We start from the raw sequence: 19024 nt of genomic DNA, 5'->3' as shown, positions 1-19024 counted from the left end.
GCTCGCCTGGGCTGGAACGCGGGTGCCGGCGCAGGTCAGTTGGAACGAGTGGGCATCGGTGGGGTCTGCGTGCCGTAGATCCAGTTCTTGATGTAGCCGGTGTAGTCGTGTCCGGAGACGGCGTTGACGACGTCGATGTAGTCCTGGGTCGTCGCGGCCCTGTGGCGGAAGCGGTCGAAGAAGGTGCGCTCGATCTTCTGGAACGCGGCGTCCCCGACCTTCAGGCGCAAGCCGTGGAGCATCACAGCACCCCCGGCGTTGGTGCTGCCCAGAACGTCCAGAGCATGCTTCAGACGCCCGGGCGGCCCGGATTCCGGCCGACTGTCCTTGTCGTAGTCGTAGGCGCGCTTGATGTCGTCATCGAGGGTTCCGCCTTCGGAATGGCCCTTCTCCGCCTTGTACAGGAACGTGTAATAGGTCGCATGGCCTTCGCTGAGCCACATGTCGTCCCAGTTCCGCACCGAGACGGCGTTGCCGAAGTACTGGTGGACCAGTTCGTGCAGCATGGTCGGGGCCCCGGACGGCTTGGCCAGCCCCGCTTCCGCGCTGAAGGTAGGCAGCGTCGCGGTCTCCAACGCGGAGGCGTACCCACCCTTCACGCCGAGGACGCCGTACGCCTCGAACGGGTACCGGCTGCCGATCTTGCTCTCGACCCACTCCAACTGCCCCGGAATGAGCTCCAGTTGCGGCTTCGCCTTCTCGTAGAGTTCCGGCGTGACATAGCTGCGCACCGGGAGACCATGGGGGCCTGCCTGCCGCAGCTCCTTGAAGCGGCCGACGGCTGCCTGGACGACCTGCGTGGCGATGGGATCGCGGGTGCTGTACACGTACGTCGTGCGGTCACCGTGGGTGGTGCTGGACTGCAGGGTGCCGTTGGCCACCGCCTGGAGGTCCCGCGGCGTGGTGATCCGCAACGTGACGCGGGCCTTGTCGCGGGGATGGTCGTTCATCGGGAAGAAGACATGCGCCCGGTCCGGCTGACCGAACAGCGCGAAGCCGTCGTCCTTGTTGTACCAGTAGTCCACGTTGGGTGCGCTCTCCGGTTCCGCCGGTGAGGCGGGGTTGGCCGTCCGGTCGGCGACGTAGGCAATATCAATCTGGAACGCCCGGCCCTTGGGCAGGGCACGCTTCGGGGTGACGATCAACTTCTCCCCCACCAGCCGGAATTGGGCCGCTTCGTTACCCACCGACACCGACGTGATCGCCTGTCCGGCGGAGTCGAGACTGAACTCGGAGAGGGACTGAGCCGCCTCGGCCTTGATCCGCACGGAGGACTTCATCTGGGTCGCGCCCGGCCGGTAATCGAAGCTCACGTCATAGGACTTGATGTCGTAGCCACCGTTACCCAGGTAGGAGAAGAGCCGATCGCCGATGGATCGCGCGCCCGGGGTCGCGCGATCCATCGCTTGGGCGGGGACTGAGAGCGTGCTCAGCGTCACCGCCGTCACCATCGTCAGCGCGGCGAGTACGCCGCCTCGCCTGGCAACCTTCGGTTTCAACATGCCGGGGCCCTTCCGCGTGGGTGCTGCGTACGCGGAGATAGTGGCGCGCTCATTGTTCGAGCCGGCCGCAGTCGCGCATCCGGGGTGCCGCTGCCTTGTTTCGGTCCGGTATCAGCGCGCGGCCGCTGAGGCTGACGCAGGTCCGATGAACGCCGGTAGAAGGCGGCGGGCGACAGCGGCCAAGGTCGTTTCCCTGCGTGCTGCCGACAACTCCCCGCTGGCGGACCCCACTTGCAGTCAGTTCAGCTCCCGGCTACCTGCACGTTGGACGCGGTGCGAAGCTGCCGGGCGCACTCCCGGGTACCTGCACGTAAGCCGTTTGGCGCCCCACGCCGCAAAGCCCTACGGTCGTGGCGTGGCGGGATACCGGAGATGAGATGGCTGGCAGAGTGCTCGGGCGAGGCGCTCGGCGAGGCGCTACGGGTCGTGGCACCGGAGCTGAACGGATATCCGGTGGAGGTCCCTGCATCGGCGGATGGCGACCCACTGTGGCACAAGTCCAGCACGGTCGTCGGTGAACAGTTCGTCGTGAAGTTCGCCTGGTCGCGTCCTGCCGCCCTCCGCTTGGCGCGGGAGGTCGCGGCCCTGGTCGCACTGTCGCGCGCGCCGACGGTCCCGTACCTGCCCAAGGTCGTCGTCGGCAGCACCGATCCGTGCTGCTGATCACCAGACTCGCGCCCGGGGCGTCCTTGTTCAAGGTCGTCAACTCGATCGGCCGGGACCAGGCCGGCAGGCAACTGGCGCGGTTCCTGGCGGCGTTGCACGACCCATCGGCCGGCGAGCGCGCCCAGGCTGCTGTCGGCAAACTCACCAACACTCAACTCCCGCCAGCCACCACCACGGCCCCCGAGCGGGTGGTGGCCTGGCACCTGCGCATCGCCCTCGGTGACGCACTGTGGCGCAGCGAGGCCGGCATCCCCCTGCCGGACCGCCGGACACCATCACAGTGGGTGGACGGCCTGTCCGCCCGCTTCACCGCGCTCGACATCGCCCCCGAGACGCCACCACAACTACCCAGCCGGACATGACGCCGCGCCGGCATCCGGTCCGCCTCCGCCCCCTGACTCAGCAGGGGTTGGGCCACGCAGCAGCCGGGATGCTCCGCCACCTTCAAGGCCGCTCCGGCACTCGCCTGGCTTCTGCTGCGCGGCTCGACTGCAGTCGTTGCCCGCGATGCACCCCAGGCCCGGGGGCATGTTGGCCAACTGCCTGAACAGTCGAATCACGTACAACATGTACATTCTTCCTCCGGGGCAGTCAGGGCAGTGAGGCATGACGTACCACTTCGGGGATCGGGGCGTTCCGTAGGGATACGGGTCATGCGGCGAGGGCCGGGACGCGTTCGTGGACGGTGACGCGGAACCAGACCCACTTACCGTGGTCGCCGACCGTGGTCACTCCCCACGCGTCAGCCAGCGCCTCCAGGATGTCCAAGCCACGGCCTGTTTCCAGTTCGTCCAGCGGCGCGTCGCCGCGGCGCGGGCCCCGGCCCATGTCCGCGTTGGAGTCGAATACCGCGCCGGTGATGGTCCCGCAGACCTGATCGCCGGCCACGACCATCTTGATCGTGGCACCGTCCGCGTGGCGGACCGCGTTGGAGACCACCTCGGAAAGCAGCAGCGCCGCGGTGTCCGTCGACGCCGCGCCCGCTCCGGAGACGGTTTCGAGGAGGCGCCGGGCCCGCGCGGCTGCTCGGGTGTCTCGGGGCACGACGGCAGTGGCACGGGTGCTGGTGAAACCAATGACAGGCACGAGGGACACTCCTGAAGGAGCCGGCAGGCGGGCGGGGCGGGAGGCTTCTGAAGACCTCCTGGCTTTCCAGCATGGTCGCGCCGAGCAGGGGCGATTCCCCGCCTTTGGCAAGTCATCGGGCATAACCAAAGAACTGCCGCGGCCCAGCTTTAGTGCGAGGGCGAACCACAGCCTGGACGGACAGCCGGAGACCGTGCGCCGAATTCTTATACGGTGGATTGGTGGCGCAGGAAAGAAGTCCCCGCTGGTCACACCGGACGGCCAATGCAGTCCTGGTCGGCGCCGTCGTGACCATCAGCGTCCTGAACAGTTGGATCAAGGGCACCAACGGCCTGCTCGGCGACGCCCCGGTGCCCCTCATCGCGACCGTCTCGGGGCTGGTCGCCGCACTCCTGTGGTGGCGACGGCGGTGGCCTGGACTGGTGGCCGTGGCGATCATGATCGGCTTCGTGGTCGCCTTCACCCCCACACCCCTGGCCGTCGCGATGTACACCGTCGGCACCGCCTACCGCAGGGTACGCACCCTGGCCCTGTACGCCCTGGCAGCGTGCGCCGCGGCCTTCCTCGTCCTGCTCACCGGCCGGCCGTCCAGCGGCCTGCGGGAGACCGTGTACTTCCTGTCCCTGGTCCTCGGGATGCTGGTTCTCGGCCAGACCGTCGCCATCCGACGCGACCTCACGGCAGAGGCCCAGGCAAAGGCCGAGGGACTCGAACGCGAACAGCACCTGCTGGTGGAACGCGCGCAGGTGGACGAGCGCGCCCGCATCGCCCGCGAGATGCACGACATCGTGGCCCACCGGATCAGCAACATCGTGCTCACAGCCAGTGCTCTCCAAGTCAGCCCGCCCGCTCGCTCAGCACCCGATGTCGCCCGGGCCGCCGAGGACATCCGCGACGAGGGACACCAGGCACTGGAGGAACTCCGCGACACCCTCGGCATCCTCACTCCCGGACGCGACCGCCGACAGGCCCCCCGCGCGCCGCAGCCCGACGTCTCACAGCTCCACCGGCTCGTTGAACGGGCCACCTCCCGCGGCCAGGACGCCAGGCTTGAGGTGAACGGACACCCGGAGATCCTGCCGACCCCCGTCCAGCGCGCGATCTACCGCATCGCCCAAGAGACTCTCACCAACGTCGCCAAGCACGCCCCCGGAGCCACAGTCACCCTCGCCGTCGACTGCCGGCTCGACGGCGTCCACATCAACGTCGTCAACGGTCCACCCGCCCGGCCCGTGGCCGACGGACTCCCCAGCGGCGGCAACGGCCTCATCGGTCTCAGGGAACGCGCCACCCTGCTCGGCGGCACCCTCACCGCCGGCCCCCACGAAAACGGCGGCTTCGAGGTCGAGGTCTACCTCCCGCCCCACCCCGGGGCGCCCCGCGTGGGTGAGAACCATGGGACGCCGTAGCGTAGGCCGTACGACGCAGGATCCCCACAGCGCAGCACCGGCCGTGCAAGCACAAACGGAGACTCGGCGATGAACGCAACAAGGATGATCCAGGTCCTGGTGGCCGACGACAGCGAGATCGTGCGCCGTGGGCTGAGCGACGTACTGGAATCCAGCGGGGCACTCCACGTGATCGCCCAGGCATGGGACGGACGCAGCGCTGTCGAGGCCGCCCGCCGCTACTCGCCCGACGTCGCACTGGTCGACATCCGCATGCCGGGAATGGACGGACTCAAAGCCACACGGGAACTGAGGGCACTACCGCACCCCCCGCGCGTGGTCATCCTCACCACCTTCGGGGAGGACGAGTACGTGGACGAAGCGGTGCGCGCAGGAGCCAGCGGTTTCCTCCTCAAGGACACCCCGCCGAACGACCTGATCCGGGCGATCCGCGACGTAGCCGCGGGCAAAGCGACGCTGGACCCGGCCGTCACCGGCAGGGTCCTGGAGGCCCTCGCCCACCAGTCGCCACAACTGACCCCGCACGAAGAGGAAGCACTCTCCTCGCTCACCGAACGGGAACTGCAGGTCCTGCGATTGGTGGGACGAGGACTGTCCAACGCCGACATCGGCAAAGCCCTCCACCTCGCCGAAGGCACGGTGAAGGGGCAAGTCAGTCGCCTGCTGACCAAACTGGGGGCCGACAACCGCGTCCAGGCCGCACGCCTGGCCTACCGCGCTGGACTCGAACGCTGACACCCGTGCCCCGAGCGGCCGCGAGGCACTCGCCACAGGGCCGGAGAGGCGCAACGCCCCCTATACATAGGCTCCTTGGCGCAGCAGTTCGGCCCGTACCGCGGACACCACATGCCTGGTGCCGCTCGCGTACAGTGCGGCCGCGACGCCCGCCGCATGGCCGGTGGCGAAGGAAGTACCCATGACGCGCAGCGATGCGAACGCCTCGGCGTCGGAGCCCGTCAACCGGCCTGCGGCCCACAGGTTGTCCACGTCTGCGGAACAGATCGCACCGTAGGGGATGTCGTACCAGCCCTTGCCCTCGATGGGTACGAAGCGGGTGGTGCCCTGGCCCTGATGGGTCTCCACCGGCCAGCCGCAGCGGGCGACGGACTCACTGGGACGCTTGCGGGCGGCGAGCGCGTCCGCGCCACTCACCTCCTCCCGGGCAAGCAGCCGTCGGCCCTCACGAATGCCCAACTGCGGCCCGGTGCCCAGCAGGCAGGCGTTCTCCCAGCCCGAAAGATGCTGTCGGAACGCACCGAGGTAGGCCCTGGCCTGGCGCCGGGCGCTGATCTCCGCGCCGGTGAGCGCGGCCGCGTCGAGGGCATCGACGTGCTCGTCGACCAGAAGACCGAGCACTTCCCCGGTGACCGGGAGACGGGCCAACACCCCTTTCTCACGCGGCAGGGGCTCGGGGGAGCAACGGTTGTGGGCAGCAACGGCCGCCTGGACACCCTCACGGCTGAGGTCAGCGTCGGGTGTCACGCCTCCGTAGCGGCAGACGAGCGTGCTGGTCTGCCGTTCTGCGAGTGGGCTCACCCGCACCCCAGCACCGGCCAAGGCGCACAAGACCCCGTCGCCGCTGGCGTCGACGAAGGCCCGCGCGGCAATGCGGTGCCGCCCTGCGGGGTCGCTCACCTCGATCTCTCGCACACGTCCGCCATCCCGCCGCGCTGCGACGACCGTGCTGTGCAAGCGGACGTCGACGCCCGCGGCGCTGACCTCCTCGTCCAGGGCAGCCTTGGTGGTCTCCACGTCCAGCAACACGAAGACGTTGCCGCTCCACGGGAACGAGCCCTCTTGGTACCCACCACGCTCGCGCAGCCTGCGCAGCACGCCTCCGCCGACACCGTCGACCACGCGGCGGCGCTGCTGGTCGAAGAAACCGCAGTAGATCGAAACCGACGCGGCCGTGGCCGCGCCACCCAGGAACGCGTACTTCTCGATCAGCCGGGTACGGCATCCCGCGCGGGCCGCGCCCACAGCCGCGGCGACACCCGCGGAGCCTCCGCCCACCACCACGACGTCGAATTCCTCGTCGGCCTGAGGCTGCTTTCCCTCGGAACGGTGCATTTGTGCAGCGTATGCCAAGCCATCCGGCTGCCTCTGTGCCGAAAGTATGAGTTCGCACCTTCCTTTCGGCCACAGTTTCCCGTGCCGGGCGGCAATTCTTGCGGCGGCCTCGCCAGCTCACACAGCCCGCGCAGAGCGAGCAAGTACGGTTCGAGACCGTCGAGTTATTCGCGCAAGGGATGGCGCCGCAGCAGGCCGCGCGGCGTTGGGGGACCTCCCGGAAGTCCGCGTGTGCCTGGCATGCGCGTTGCCGGGACGGCGGCGTGGAGGCTCTGCGTTCCAAGGATCCGTCGGCGCGGCCCTCGCGGATGCAGCTCTGCTGACGGGACTGGCTGGCGGCCGAGTTGGAGAAACGGCCGACCGCCCACGGCTGGGTGGAGGACCGGCGGTAGACGCTGGCCCGGGTGGCCACGGTGATCGCGTGACGTTTCCGTGTCCGCTTCCGCGCAGCCCGGACTGGGTGGGCGCAGCTCACATGTAGTCGAAGTAGCTGTGCCACCACATGGTCTGCCAGTCCTCCAGGTTCCCTCCGTCGTACCGCTCCCTCAACAGGTGCCCGGGGGTATACGCGCAGCCGAGTTCGGCCGAGGCGGCCGCGATCCGGTCTTGGTCGTCCTTGTGCAGCCGCTCGACGGCTTGGACACCGTCTCGGGCGAGGCCGCCGGCGCCCGCCGTGGTCAAGGGGCCGAAGTTGCTGAGCCGGACGATCACTTGCTGTCTACTCTTCACAGCCGAGGAAGGCAGCACGACCGTGCCGCGAAACGAGGCGTCCCGCACACCACGGTCGGCCTCGCAGACACACTGGAACCGTGCTTCGAGCAGCCGGATGAGCGGTTCGAAGTGGTCGGGAGTCGGTCGACTCGTGGAGGCGCGCGGGAATGCGATGGCCTCCGGGTCATCCAGTTCCCGCAGTATGCCGCGCAGGTGGTCGTCGTCGTAGATCACGGATCAATTGTCACGCACCCGTCACTGGCGCACCCCGAACCGAAACAGCCGAGGCGAGCCCTTCTGCTCGCCGGCCTTCGCTCACCCAGCGGGGCACACCACCCAAATGTGGTCGGGCCGCCCGAGGGACTCGTACTCCCGGGCGGCCCGACCACCAACGGTGACTGGACTCACGCCCAGGCACAGCCGGGCGCAGCCGTCCTGACGACCGGCGCCGGTGCGGCTCCATCACACTGCCCGTTGGAACCACCGACGTCGCGCCGAAGCCGACAGCAGAGCCTGGCGCACGTGCCGGATCACGCCTCGCTACGGGCCTCCCGAACGAACGAGGTGATCAACTCGGGATCCTTCACGCCGCGTTCACGCTCCACCCCGCTGGAGACATCCACCCCCCACGCACCTGTCGCCGCTACGGCCGCCCACACGTTCTCCACCGTCAACCCACCCGCCAACAGCCAACGCCCACCCGGCGCCGCGAAGTCGGGGGCTGACCAGTCCCACGCCACGCCCGCGCCGGGAGCCGGAGCATCGAGCAGCAGTAGATCCTCACCGAGCCCGTTGTCGTGCCTCCACTGGCTGTCCCTCGCGGCGACCGCGCGGACCAGGGTACGCCCCGGCTGCCGAAGCGCGGCGTAGTACTCGCTGCCCTCGTCACCGTGCAGTTGTACGGCCCGCACACCACTTGCCACCGTCAACGCCCGTACTTCTTCCAGCGGTTGCCGCCGGAACACTCCTACGGTCAGTACGTGCTCCGGCACCGCCCGCACCAGCTCCCGGACCAAGGCGGCCTCGACGCGGCGCGGGCTCTCCGCGAAGACGAACCCGACCGCATCGGCACCCGCTTCCACGGCTGCCGTCACGTCCCGCTCCGTCCGCAACCCGCAAATCTTGACGAACAACGGCTCCATCACCACCCCTATCGCTCCTTTCGCGCGCCACGACCCGCCGCCACCAACCCGGCCACGGTCTCCGCCGGGTCTACACCGGTCACCGCCGCCTCACCGACGAGGATCGCATCCGCCCCGGCCGCCGCGTACGACGCCACGTCATCGGCGCCACGCACCCCCGACTCGGCCACCTTCCACGTCGAGGACGGCAGCAGCGGCGCGATCCGCGCGAACGTACCCCGGTCCACCTCCAGCGTCTTCAAGTTCCGCGCATTCACCCCGACCAACCGGGCCCCGAGCGCAGCGGCCCGCTCGGCCTCGTGTTCGTCGTGGACCTCGACCAGGGGCGTCATACCCAACTCTTCTACCAGACCGTGAAGTTCAGCGAGCCGATCGTCCGCGAGCGCCGCCACGATCAGCAACACCAGGTCGGCCCCGCACGCCCGGGCCTCCCACACCTGGTACTCCGAAGTGACGAAGTCCTTGCGCAGCACGGGCACACCCACAGCAGTCCGCACCGCCGACAGATCCGCCAGAGAGCCGCTGAAACGACGCTCCTCAGTCAGCACACTCACCGCCGCCGCCCCACCACGCTCGTACGCGGCCGCCAGCCCCTCCGGGTCCGGAATCCGAGCCAGCGGCCCCCGTGACGGACTGGCCCGCTTCACCTCGCACATCACCGCAACATCCGGCCCGTCCCACCCCGCGAGCACGTCCAACGGGACAGGAGCCAGCCGCGCCTCCTCCTGCACCACGTCCAGCGCCTTGGTCTTCTGTCGCGCCTGAGCGTCGAGGGCCGCGCCAGTCGTCAGTTCATCGAGCCACGTCACGGTTTCGGTGCCCCATCTTGGTTAGGCGATGCTCTTCGGGTATCCCAGCAAAGCCTCCGAACGACATGGGTTGCCAGGGCCTTTGGTCCCGCAGCGTGCGGCCGAGCCAGGCGTCGTCCAACGGCGATTCCGACTCCCGCGCTCGAAGCCCCAGGTGCACTCAGACACCGGCTTCAGCCCACCCGGCGTTGCACTGTGGGTCGGCGCGCCACCGGTGTTCGGCCTGGCACTACTCGGCTGGCGTCCGTCAGAACCGAGAACGGACCGTCATGGTTTGCGGTGGCGGCCCGTTCCTTCGGCCATCGGGGAGCGCGTAGCGCGGAGGTCCCCCGACTTCGGCGGTTCTGCCGGCATGGGGTTGAGGAATCGGCAAGCTGCCACGTAGTCCTCGACGATGGTCAGCGGAACCCATTGGTAGCCGCCCCATTCCACGATCAGCCGCGGAGCGTCCGGATCGATGTGTGCGGCCCGCATCGGACCGTCTCCCAGGTGGACGGCCTTACGCTCGCCGACGGGCCATAGACGCTTCTCTCGACGCGCTGCCCACTGCTCCAGGGGTCTGCGCCTGAGGACACCGGTTTACCCGGGCTGTACCGGTAGCCCTGGTAGGAGAAGTCCACCACCTAAACTTCCGTGGCCGCCTGAAGTCCGGTCGCCGGAACGGTAGTTGTATCAGGCGGAGGCGCGGCGTTTCCGTTCGGCCGCCTGCATGAGTTCCTCCAGGGTGCCTGCCGCAAGCACATCGTCGAACTCCATATCGATCCCGTGGTTCTTCTGCAGGATGAGGGAGAGTTCGAGCATGAACAGCGCGTCCAGGCCCAGCGCTTGCATCGAGGCGTCGGGCCGGATCAGTTCCGGCTTGACCTTGAAATTCTCGGTGAGAATGCATGTGAGGATGTCGTACATGACATCTCCTCGTGTCTCGGTGATGGTCAGGTAGGGCGATCCAGGCGGGGCCAGACGAGCGTGGTGGCGCCCCAGGCCCGTCCCCCACCGAGCGCGGTCAGCAGGACACGCTGTCCCGGCGCGAGGTCCCTTGCCTGGTGAGCATGGTCGAGCAGCACGGGAAAGGAAACTGCGGAGGTGTTGCCTACGTGTTCGATGTTGCCGGTGGTGACGCCGGCTTCCACCACGTGTCGGGAGCGGATGGCCGAACGCGTGTAGAGCCACTCCGTGAGCTTGCCGATCTCCGCCGCGACCGCCTCGTTGGTCACCTTCCGCGCCGGCAGTCGCGAGCCGACGCCCGCGAGTATCGAGACCCGCATGGCATTCACCTCTCCTCTGCTGCTCGGTCGCCGCCACTCCCCCGGTCCCTCACACGCGCCGTTGCCTATCGATTCCCGTCGACGCTATCGCCGACGGCATGCGCAGGCGCGGTATAGCCCGGCCATCCGGGTACCGTCAGCGAGCTGCACGGCGCATCGCCGGCGCCCTCACCGAGGATGCTCGTACTCCGCTTGCTCCTGGGCCGGAGCGCCCGCCCCGCTCGGGCGCCCATGCATGCACGGATCCGCGCGTTGGTCTCGGCAGTGGCGTCAGGGACGCAACAGGCCATCGTGCGACGAACCGCACGGGTCCCGCTGACAGTCGCGGTCGAAATATGCGGGCAAGGCGGCACAGGTGCCCCCGGAACGGTTCGACGCGCACCGCGGCCGGACCCGGACCCTGACCCGTCAACATCTCAGCGGGCCATCCCCACCCTGGACCGACCCCGCACCGGACCGCCGAGACGCTGGTCGATCGCAAGGTTCCGTCCCACACCCCACGTCGCGCGCCGCCCGGCCGGATGACGTCCACCGGGGACGCCGGCGGTGCCTGCCGGTTCCGCAAGTATCCGCAGCGCCCCCGCCCATTCTGGAGCTCGGCCAGGAACGCAAGCGCACTCCCAGCCGGATTCAACTCCCGGCGCGTGCCGCACACATCAGGCCCCAACGGCTCCCTCGACCGCCGCCCCCACATGCCAACGGCTCTGGTCTCACAGCACGTGACCCCGGACCGAAACGGCACGGCATCGTCAGGAGTCTCCGAGGGTCATGCGGTGAAGGCGCGGTGGATGTCGGCTCCCAGGTAGCTGCCGAGGGCCAGCATCTCCGGGGGCCAGGGGCCAGGCGAGAACGAGCGGCCGTGTTTACGCATGCAGGCGATCATCTGGTCTCCGGTGGCGACGAGTTGTTCGTCGTCGTCGGTGAGGCGGTAGTACTCGAACCGCAGCGGCATCAGGTGCAGGCGGATCCAGGGGATGGTCATGCGGACGGAGACGCGGTCGCCCACCCAGAGTTCGTCGCGGTAGGTGCAGGACGCGGACTCGGTGAGCGCGGTGATCTCGCCGTCGAGTTGCTGGAGGTACTTGGGCGCGTGTTCCGCCAGGCAGAGTTCTCGGCACATGCCCTGCCACCTGAGGAACGTCGCGAAGTAGACGTTGCCGACCATGTTGGTGTCACCGGTGGTGGCGATGAGTTCGATGTCGTAACTGCGGGTCATCGCGGTGTCCTTGGGGTGTGTGCGGGCGGGGAGGGGATGCGCGCCACGGCGGGTGTGTCGACGCCGGTGAGGTGGGCGACGAGCAGTCCGGCGCGGGTGGTCGCGGTGCAGTCGTTGGTGGCGGTGTCGCAGGTGAGCTCGATCCCTTCGGGGTGGCGCAGGGCCAGCTCGCGGTCGGAGTGGTGGTCGGGCAGAGCGATGCGGGCGATGCTGCGCAGTACGCGGATGTGGGCGTGGTCCGGCTCGCCAGCGGTGAAGAAGGTGGTGCGGACCATGGCGTCGAGGAGGAGGGCCGGCAGGGGGAGTTGGGCGGTCGTGTCGTGCGGGCTGAGGTGTGCGTGCCAGCGGGCGCGGACACGGGTCGGGGACTGTTCGATGCTGTGGAGGTTGTGGAAGGGACCGTAGAGCCGGAGTGGGGATAGGGGTTGCCATGTCGGGTCGGTGCGGCTGCGGTGGGGGGCCGGAGGATCGGTGGTGTCGGGCGGCTGTGCCGAGGGGGTCGGTTCCTTGGCGTCGGTCGCGGTGCGCGGTGCGGGAGTGGTGAGGCTGACCTCGACGTCGGCGTGGCGGCGGTCTTTGACGAGGGTCCTTCCGTCGGGCGTGGTGATGTCGGAGAGCATCGCCACATGGATCCGGGTGGGGCTGCTTCGGCGGGCGGTGATGCGGTATTTGGTGGGGCCGGGGCGGGTGGGGTCTGCCCACACGTACTCGTCGAAGTGGGCGTTCTCCAGGGCGGTTGCCGGGGTGCCGGGCGCGAGGGTGTCGGCGGCTTCGGCGGCGAGGGCGAGGAAGAGGGTGCCGGCGAGGACCGGGCGCTGGTCGAGGGTGTGGTCGAGCAGGTAGGTGTCCCGATGCCGGTCGAGTGTCCAGGTCCACTGGGCGTGGTCGGCGCCGTGGTGGTCGGGGGCGCCGAGAAGGGGGTGGGGTGTTGGTGGGGCCGGGGCGAGGAGGGTGGTGATGCCTGGCGAGCGCTCTTCGGCCAGTGCCCGTTCACTGGGACTGGTCCACAGGGGGTTGGCCTCAAGGGAGTTGGGCACCGTGATCTCGTGGCGGAAGGCGGCGGTGCCTTCGGTGTCGGTCAGTCCGGTGGCCAGTCCGAGCCGCCGGGTGCGTTCGCGTTCGAGTTCTCCCGCGGCGAAGCCGGACTCGGTCCACAGGCCCCAGCCGATCGTGGTTTCCGCCTCGGTGCCGAGTGTGGAGTTGTAGCGGGCGGCGGCGCCGAGGAACGCGTTGGCGGCGACGTAGTCCAGGTCGCCGGGGATGCCGAAGAGCGGGACGTCCGACCCGAAGTTGCACCAGAGTGCGGGGGGTGAGGGTGCGAAGGCTGTCCGGAGGTTAAGGTAGCCGCCGACCTTGGTGTCCAGTACCTGGTGGACGTCTTGGAGTGTCTTGGCGGCCAGCAGGGCCGGGCGGCTGCGGGTGGCGGCGTGGATGAGCAGGTCGATCCGTGGGTGGGTGGCAAGGACGGTGCGTGCGGCGCGTGCGGTGGCTCGGGCGTCGGTGATGTCACAACGCAGGTAGTGCACCCGCTCGGAGCCGCAGAGTGCCCGCAGGCGGCGGAGGTTGGCGACCACTTCGCGTGCCTGCCACAGGGCGGTGAACTCCCGGTTGGCTTCGGCCACGCTGCGTCGCGGTTGTGCGGAGACGGCCCGGGCGATGTGCCGTCGGCGCAGGGCGCCTTCGTCTTCGGCGCGTGCGCGGGCGAGGTCCTCGTCGACTCCGTCGAGGGGTGTGGTGCCCAGGAGCCAGATGGCCGGGCGGTGGCGTGCGGCGAGGTCGCGGAGGATCGTGGCGGTGATGCCACGGGCTCCGCCGGCGGCGACGATCACGCTGTCGGAAGTGAGGGAGCTGATGGTGTCCCGCTCTGTCGGCAGAGGAGCGGCGACGAGGTGTTCGGTGAGACGGGTGCCATTGGTGTAGTGGACGACGGGGCGGTCACGGTCGGCGGAGAGTTCGGCGGCGAGTTGGCTCAGGGCCTGGCCGGGTGGGGCGTCGGTGACGAGTGCGAGGGTGTGCCGGCGCGGTAGCTCCCAGGCGAGGCTGCGGACCATCCCGGTCAGCAGCGCCCCGTAGGGGTGGCTGAGACCGGCGGTGAGGGTGTCGTGCACGATGACGGCGAGGGAGCCGTCGGCCATCCGGGAGTCGAACGCTTTGAGCGCGGTGAGCAGGGCGTCGTGGACACGGGTGAGGGCGGTCGGTACGGGGCCGGGCCAGGGCGCCGCGGCGTCGCGGACGTCGACGATCACGCGGACGTGCGGCCGCGCGGTGGCCAGTTGATCGGTCAGCGCCTCGGCGTCGGCTGCTCCGGTCCACTGCCCGACGCCTTCGGGCGGGGGTTCGCCAGCCGTGTCGGTGCTGATGAGGAGGGCGCGGCGGGCCCGGCACCGCGGGGCGAGGGCGGTGGCCAGTGCAGGGGAGTTGGTCAGGACGAGGCATCCGGGAGGTATGGCGCCCACCCGGTCCGGCCCGCGGTCCACGGGAGGCAGCGCGGTGCGGCGCAGCACGAGCGCGGTCCGCGCGGTGTGCGCGGATGGGGGCTCGGACAGCCGTCGTGAATGTGGTTGTGGGGAGGGGGAGTTCGCTGGGATGGGTGCTGTACGGGGCATGTCGTCCTTCGGTAGGCGACGGGGCGCGCAGGGGGCGGCGGCACGTGGGGCGGCCAGCCGCGCAACGCGTTCGGCGAGGGCGTCGATGCCCAAATAGCCCGTGGGGCGGTCGGTGCGGGTCGTGGTCCACGTGGAGGGCTCGACACCGGTGTCGAGCGGACCCAGTACCGGCCAGCCGGCACGCGATGCGAGGCCGGCGGTGGTGACCGCCAGCAGGAAGGTGCCTTCGCGTAGTGACTCCGGTGGGACCTCGGCGAGTGCGGCGTGCAACGGTCCTGTGCCCAGTGTGCTGCCGAGTACCAAGGCGAGGTGGAGACGGCCGGCGGTCAGCAGCGTGGTTCCGGCGGACAGGGCGGCACGGCCCGCGTCGGGGCCGGTGAGGGCCAGGCTGGGGCCGCGCAGGTCCCATCTGTTGGCGACCCGGCCCGCGGCGACTCCGGGGACGATGCCGGGCATGGTCTCTTCCGAGACCGGTGTCCGCTCCCGGATACCGGCGCGGACCTGTGCCCAGGCTACGGCTTCCCGTCCCTGCCAGGGCAGTTCGGAGAGCTCGGGGATGGCTGACCGCAGGGTGACGGCCGACAGGCGTGGCGAGGGCAGCGGTGTCGCGGCGATGACGCCTGTGGTGTCGCGGTGTTCGCCCCACAGTTCGCCCTGCGCGGCGACCAGCGCGTGGACCGCGTCCAGAGCGAGCAGTTGGTGCGGATCCAGCGTGGGCAGCAGCGCCGGGGGCAGCCGGAGGACGTCGAAGGGCAGGTCGAGATCGGCGGCGGAGTAGGTGCGCTGTGCGGTCCTGGTGTGCAGGAGGTGCCCGATCTGGTGGCGGTCCGGGTGTCCGGGCAGGACCGCGCTCCAGCCGACGACGACGGGGGTGGTGTCATCGAGAGGGCGTCGGGTGGCCGGAGGGCGGGAGTGGTGACGGTCGCGGACGATCGCGTGGGCGTTGGCTCCGCCCAGGCCGATCGCGCTGACACCGACGGCCGTGACCGGGCGGGACGTCGGGGGCACGGGCCCGGCGGGCGGGCGGTGGCGCAGGCCGAGGACCGCGTGGATGACCGAGACGGCTCCCGCCGCCCACGAAGGATGCCCGATGTGCGGCTTGTTCGACGTGCACACCAACGGCGCGTCCTGCCATAGGTCTGCCAGGGCGGAGCGCTCGATCCGGTCACCGACCGGCGAACCACCTCCGTGGCCGATCACCCAGGAAACGTCGTCGACGGTGACCGAGGCCGTGGTCATGGCGTCGCGGAGGGCTCGGGTCTGACCTCGCGGGTTGGGGACGGCGATGTGGGTTCCCCGGCCGTCTCCGGCGGTGGCGACGGCGCCGACGACGGCGTGGATGGGGTCGCGGTCGGCAATCGCACGGCCCAGCGGCTTGAGGGCGAGCACCGCGGCGCCCTCGGCGAACAACGTGCCGTCGGCCGCCGGGTCGTAGGCCCGCAGACGTCCGGAGGCGGACATCCCCCGAAGGCCGTGAGCTGGGTCATGCCCAGTCGGCCGACGTTGTTGAACCCACCGACCAGAGCGAAGTCGGCTTCTCCGCTGAGCAGTTGTTCCCAGGCCAGGTGCAGGGCGTACAGGGACGAGGCGCTGGCGGCGTCGACGAGAGAGACCTGGCGGGGATCGGGGACGAGCCCTTCGAGGGCGCGGGCGAGCACGGCGTGCGGCAGAGAGTCGGCGGGCCGCTGCCGGGCGTGGCGGAAGTGCCCGCCGAGCCGGCGCCGTTGCCGGTGGTACACGGCGATCCGCTCGAACGGGTCGTCGGCGCACTCCGCCGCCACCCGCTCGGCGATCTCCTCGACCACCAACGTGTCCTCCATCGCCTGCGTGCTGTGGCTCCACGCTCCGAAGACATGGCTGACCCTGTCGTCGGGTCGGACGGTCACCCCGGCGAGGGCGTGCAGAGCGCTGTGGCGCAGCCAGAGCGTCTCGTCGGGGACGTCGTCGAGGTCGCCGGCGGCGAGCGCTGCTGCGAGGACGGGGTGCGGGGCGAAGGCACGGACGAAGCCTGCTCGGGTGCCGGCGCTGTGCTCTCCCCGTTCGTGGGACGTGGACAGTGGGCGGGAACGGAAGCGGCTGGGGGCGGCCAGGGCACTGTCGTTGGACTGCAGCAGTGTCCAGAACCGCTCCGGGGTGTCGGCGCCGGGGACGACCAGACCCATGCCGACGACGGCGACGTGCTGGTCCCGTGCCAGGCCGGGCAGGACCGGTTCGGGTTCGAGGGCGGGGTGCGCGCGGTCGGTCACGGATTGCCTCCGCAGGTGTCGTCACGTGGTGCGTCAGGAGCCGTCTGCGAGGGACCGGAGCAGTCCGGCGATGCGCGCCAGGTTGCGGTAGGCCGAGACACGGGTGTCCGCCGACGGCGTGGGCAGGTCGAAGCGGTCCAGAAGGCGGGCGAAGATCTCGGTCTGCTTGATCGAGGAGACTCCCAGGTCCCCTTCGAGGTCGGCGTCCGGGGTGAACACGTCCTCGGGGTACTGCAGCACGGAGGCGTAGACGGCGCGCAGTTGGCGGTGCAGCTCCGCTTCGTCGGCCGGCAGGCTCTCCGTGTCGGACGCGGCGCCGTCGGCGGCGGGTGCCGGCTGGGACCGGTCCGTTCGCGGCGCGGGTGCGGCGGCCTCGCTCGGGCCGGTTGCCGGGACGGGAGCGAGAGCGTCGACCTGCGGGAGTCCGGTGTCGACCGGGACGGCGGCGTCCAAGAAACCTTGCCCACCGGCCAGTTCGTGGAACTCCTCACGGGTCAGACGCCGAGGCATCAGGGAGAAGGCGCGTGCCGCGAGTGGCAGGACGTCTCCGACGAGGTCGGCGAGGACCGAGCGGGCGCCGCACTCGACGAACCGGTCGAATCCTTCTTCGTAGAGACGCTGCAGGGCCTGGCCGAACTCGACCGGCCGGGTCAGGTGGACCGCGAGCACCTCCCGCACGTCCGCTGCGCTCACCACGAACTTCTTCAGGAGCGGGGAGTAGACGGGCAGACGAGGACCGCGCAGCGGGAGGTCGGCGATCGCATCGAGGAAACCCGCGGTGGCGTCGGCGAGTTGGGGGTTGTGGAGGGTGTAGGGCATGGCCAGGCGGCGGGTGCGCCACCCGAGTGCCGTCGCGGCGGCCTCAAGGCGGGCGATCGCGGCGCTCCGTCCGCTGACCACGCTCTGCTGTGGCCCGTTCTCCACCGCCAGCGCCAGCGAGCGGTCTCCGACCGCGGCCACCAGGCCCGCGGCGCGCCGCCCCACCGCGTCGAGGACGGTCATGCTGCCGCTGGCCGTTTCGCTCGCGGCCAGAGCCCGCACGCGCTCGATGAGGATGCGGGCCCCGTCCGCGGCGGAGAACGCTCCGGCCGCCGCCAAGGCCGTGATCTCGCCGCCGCTGTGGCCCATCAACACCTCGGGCTCCAGCTTGGCCTCGCGCGATTCGTTCGCCAGGGCCAGGGAGGTGGCGAAGAATCCCAACCAGAGCAGCGAGCGCTCCTCGTCGGGCGTCGGAGCGGGACTGACGGAGGTGAGGACGGCGGCGAGGGGCCGCCAACCGTGTTGGATGGCGACGGTGTCGACGGCCTCCAGGGTCCGTGCCGTGGCGCTGTCGGGCGAGGCGAGGCCGGACAGGGCGCCTGGCAGGAAGGAGCCCGGGCCGGGGAAGAGCAGGACGGTCTGTGACATGGTCGGCTCCTTGACGTACAAGTCGGTGATCACTGCGGGAGGTCTTCGGCCAGATCGCTTTCACGGGGCGGGAACCGCGGCAGGCGGGCCAACCCGGGGTCGCTGCCCGCCAGGGGCCATGCCGTCATCTGGCGCAGGCTGCGGCGTCCGAAGAAACCGCGCCAGAGCTCGAAGGCGGGCGCGTCCAGCACTGCCGTGGGGCGAGCGCCCTCGCCGATCCACCAACTGCGGCCGGCGCTGCGCACCACCAGGACGCCGTCCGGCGCCATCCAGGAAGCCGCGGTGCGGCACAGGTCGTCGAGCAGCGGGAGCCAGGCGTCCCGGGGCAGCGGTTGCGGGCCGCCCGTCGCCGCCAGGAGGTCGGCCTCGTGCTGGACGATGTCGTGGACCAGCGTCGTGCGCGGCTCCGCACCACTGAGCAACGGCCCCAGGTCGGTGGCGAGTTCCTGCCAGCGATCCATCAGGATGGCAGGGGCCAGGCGCCGGTGCTCGCGCACGTGCCGATGCGTCCACAGCGGGCCGGGCGCACCGTCCAGCCGACCGGTGACGTGATCGGCGGCGACACCCACCAGATGGGCGAGCAGGTCGCGCACCGACCACTCCGGGCAGGCCGGGACCCGGGCGTCGAACCGCTGGGCGGGGAGCCGCCCGACGACGGACCGGATCCGGTGGAAGGAAGCGCGGTAGGACTGGGCTGGAGATCTCACGATGCTCCCGACAGACGGTGGTGGAGCGTTTCTGGCCCACCCATGGCAGCAGTCGCACGGCCGCGGGAGTCCAAATGGATTTGCGGCGCCTTCTGTTGGGCCGCTGCAGCCAACTCCAGGCGGGGCCGACACGCATCCGCAGTTGGCCGCGCGCACCTCGGCGGGCCCCACCGTGTAGGGCC

19 protein-coding genes are annotated in these 19024 nt (G+C 70.2%); 5 read left to right on the top strand and 14 right to left on the bottom strand.

Annotated elements, in window-relative coordinates; genetic code table 11:
• Positions 1–35: 35 nt before the first annotated feature.
• Positions 36–1451 carry a M1 family metallopeptidase gene (locus ACIQU6_RS20975; RefSeq protein ID WP_403483156.1) on the bottom strand — a complete coding sequence of 472 codons (1416 nt, stop codon included), beginning with the start codon at positions 1449–1451 and terminating at the stop codon, positions 36–38.
• A 423-nt stretch (positions 1452–1874) separates the two neighbouring features.
• On the opposite strand from ACIQU6_RS20975, the gene ACIQU6_RS20970 reads away from it, so the two are divergent.
• A complete protein-coding gene (locus ACIQU6_RS20970) occupies positions 1875–2165 on the top strand; it encodes a hypothetical protein (RefSeq protein ID WP_403483155.1) in 291 nt (96 codons plus the stop codon).
• Positions 2156–2530 (top strand): hypothetical protein, encoded by a 375-nt coding sequence (locus ACIQU6_RS20965; RefSeq protein ID WP_403483154.1) that lies wholly within the window; start codon positions 2156–2158, stop codon positions 2528–2530. Before ACIQU6_RS20970 ends, ACIQU6_RS20965 begins: the two co-directional genes overlap by 10 nt.
• Positions 2531–2819: 289 nt before the next feature.
• Here the strand turns inward: ACIQU6_RS20965 and ACIQU6_RS20960 are convergent, their stop codons facing one another.
• On the bottom strand, positions 2820–3254 hold the full coding sequence (locus ACIQU6_RS20960) for an ATP-binding protein (protein ID WP_403483153.1): 435 nt from the start codon (positions 3252–3254) through the stop codon (positions 2820–2822).
• 221 nt (positions 3255–3475) lie between these two features.
• Here ACIQU6_RS20960 and ACIQU6_RS20955 point away from each other — a divergent pair, with 221 nt between their 5' ends.
• Together ACIQU6_RS20955 and ACIQU6_RS20950 are read left to right on the top strand one after the other, a co-directional pair.
• The gene (locus tag ACIQU6_RS20955) at positions 3476–4663 is read left to right on the top strand and encodes a sensor histidine kinase (RefSeq protein ID WP_403483152.1); all 1188 of its coding nucleotides are present in this window, start codon (positions 3476–3478) and stop codon (positions 4661–4663) included.
• Between the two features lie 84 nt (positions 4664–4747).
• Positions 4748–5398, top strand: a complete 651-nt coding sequence (locus tag ACIQU6_RS20950) for a response regulator (protein WP_403483151.1) — start codon at positions 4748–4750, stop codon at positions 5396–5398.
• Positions 5399–5458: 60 nt separating this feature from the next.
• Here ACIQU6_RS20950 and ACIQU6_RS20945 read toward each other — a convergent pair whose 3' ends face one another.
• A complete protein-coding gene (locus ACIQU6_RS20945; RefSeq protein ID WP_403483150.1) occupies positions 5459–6733 on the bottom strand; it encodes an FAD-dependent oxidoreductase in 1275 nt (424 codons plus the stop codon).
• A gap of 98 nt (positions 6734–6831) precedes the next feature.
• Here ACIQU6_RS20945 and ACIQU6_RS20940 point away from each other — a divergent pair, with 98 nt between their 5' ends.
• On the top strand, positions 6832–7056 hold the full coding sequence (locus ACIQU6_RS20940; RefSeq protein WP_403483149.1) for a helix-turn-helix domain-containing protein: 225 nt from the start codon (positions 6832–6834) through the stop codon (positions 7054–7056).
• A gap of 148 nt (positions 7057–7204) precedes the next feature.
• Here ACIQU6_RS20940 and ACIQU6_RS20935 read toward each other — a convergent pair whose 3' ends face one another.
• The 11 genes from ACIQU6_RS20935 to ACIQU6_RS20885 all read right to left on the bottom strand — a co-directional run bounded on the left by ACIQU6_RS20935 (position 7205) and on the right by ACIQU6_RS20885 (position 18842).
• Positions 7205–7678 (bottom strand): hypothetical protein, encoded by a 474-nt coding sequence (locus tag ACIQU6_RS20935; RefSeq protein ID WP_403483148.1) that lies wholly within the window; start codon positions 7676–7678, stop codon positions 7205–7207.
• A 296-nt stretch (positions 7679–7974) separates the two neighbouring features.
• The gene (locus tag ACIQU6_RS20930) at positions 7975–8586 is read right to left on the bottom strand and encodes a phosphoribosylanthranilate isomerase (protein WP_403483172.1); all 612 of its coding nucleotides are present in this window, start codon (positions 8584–8586) and stop codon (positions 7975–7977) included.
• Positions 8587–8594: 8 nt separating this feature from the next.
• The gene (gene trpC / locus ACIQU6_RS20925; RefSeq protein ID WP_403483147.1) at positions 8595–9395 is read right to left on the bottom strand and encodes an indole-3-glycerol phosphate synthase TrpC; all 801 of its coding nucleotides are present in this window, start codon (positions 9393–9395) and stop codon (positions 8595–8597) included.
• Positions 9396–9662: 267 nt separating this feature from the next.
• On the bottom strand, positions 9663–9950 hold the full coding sequence (locus ACIQU6_RS20920) for a DUF6087 family protein (protein ID WP_403483171.1): 288 nt from the start codon (positions 9948–9950) through the stop codon (positions 9663–9665).
• A gap of 117 nt (positions 9951–10067) precedes the next feature.
• Positions 10068–10301: an acyl carrier protein gene (locus ACIQU6_RS20915; protein ID WP_403483146.1), complete on the bottom strand. Its 234-nt coding sequence runs from the start codon at positions 10299–10301 to the stop codon at positions 10068–10070.
• A gap of 26 nt (positions 10302–10327) precedes the next feature.
• Entirely contained in the window at positions 10328–10660 is a 333-nt protein-coding gene (locus ACIQU6_RS20910; RefSeq protein WP_403483145.1) for a 3-oxoacyl-[acyl-carrier-protein] synthase III C-terminal domain-containing protein, read from the bottom strand.
• Between the two features lie 766 nt (positions 10661–11426).
• Positions 11427–11876, bottom strand: a complete 450-nt coding sequence (locus ACIQU6_RS20905) for an acyl-CoA thioesterase (RefSeq protein ID WP_403483144.1) — start codon at positions 11874–11876, stop codon at positions 11427–11429.
• The gene (locus ACIQU6_RS20900) at positions 11873–15769 is read right to left on the bottom strand and encodes an SDR family NAD(P)-dependent oxidoreductase (RefSeq protein ID WP_403483170.1); all 3897 of its coding nucleotides are present in this window, start codon (positions 15767–15769) and stop codon (positions 11873–11875) included. The genes ACIQU6_RS20905 and ACIQU6_RS20900 overlap by 4 nt, the downstream gene beginning before the upstream one ends.
• On the bottom strand, positions 15718–16728 hold the full coding sequence (locus ACIQU6_RS20895; protein ID WP_403483143.1) for a beta-ketoacyl synthase N-terminal-like domain-containing protein: 1011 nt from the start codon (positions 16726–16728) through the stop codon (positions 15718–15720). The genes ACIQU6_RS20900 and ACIQU6_RS20895 overlap by 52 nt, the downstream gene beginning before the upstream one ends.
• A 33-nt stretch (positions 16729–16761) precedes the next feature.
• Entirely contained in the window at positions 16762–18135 is a 1374-nt protein-coding gene (locus ACIQU6_RS20890; protein ID WP_403483142.1) for an acyltransferase domain-containing protein, read from the bottom strand.
• Positions 18136–18164: 29 nt separating this feature from the next.
• Positions 18165–18842, bottom strand: coding sequence for a maleylpyruvate isomerase N-terminal domain-containing protein (locus ACIQU6_RS20885; protein WP_403483141.1), 678 nt, complete (start codon positions 18840–18842; stop codon positions 18165–18167).
• Positions 18843–19024: the final 182 nt, after the last annotated feature.

This window comes from Streptomyces sp. NPDC090442 (genome assembly GCF_044769405.1).
Lineage (GTDB): Bacteria > Actinomycetota > Actinomycetes > Streptomycetales > Streptomycetaceae > Streptomyces.
This window is presented reverse-complemented; position numbering and strand designations above follow the sequence as displayed.

Excerpts from the sequence above, each read along its gene's own strand:
- ACIQU6_RS20905 (WP_403483144.1), bottom strand. The coding sequence starts at position 11,876 with ATGACCCGCAGTTACGACATCGAACTCATCGCCACCACCGGTGACACC.
- ACIQU6_RS20890 (WP_403483142.1), bottom strand. The coding sequence starts at position 18,135 with ATGTCACAGACCGTCCTGCTCTTCCCCGGCCCGGGCTCCTTCCTGCCA.
- ACIQU6_RS20910 (WP_403483145.1), bottom strand. The coding sequence starts at position 10,660 with ATGCGGGTCTCGATACTCGCGGGCGTCGGCTCGCGACTGCCGGCGCGG.
- ACIQU6_RS20950 (WP_403483151.1), top strand. The coding sequence starts at position 4,748 with ATGATCCAGGTCCTGGTGGCCGACGACAGCGAGATCGTGCGCCGTGGG.
- ACIQU6_RS20970 (WP_403483155.1), top strand. The coding sequence starts at position 1,875 with ATGAGATGGCTGGCAGAGTGCTCGGGCGAGGCGCTCGGCGAGGCGCTA.
- ACIQU6_RS20930 (WP_403483172.1), bottom strand. The coding sequence starts at position 8,586 with ATGGAGCCGTTGTTCGTCAAGATTTGCGGGTTGCGGACGGAGCGGGAC.
- ACIQU6_RS20915 (WP_403483146.1), bottom strand. The coding sequence starts at position 10,301 with ATGTACGACATCCTCACATGCATTCTCACCGAGAATTTCAAGGTCAAG.
- ACIQU6_RS20945 (WP_403483150.1), bottom strand. The coding sequence starts at position 6,733 with ATGCACCGTTCCGAGGGAAAGCAGCCTCAGGCCGACGAGGAATTCGAC.
- ACIQU6_RS20975 (WP_403483156.1), bottom strand. The coding sequence starts at position 1,451 with ATGGTGACGGCGGTGACGCTGAGCACGCTCTCAGTCCCCGCCCAAGCG.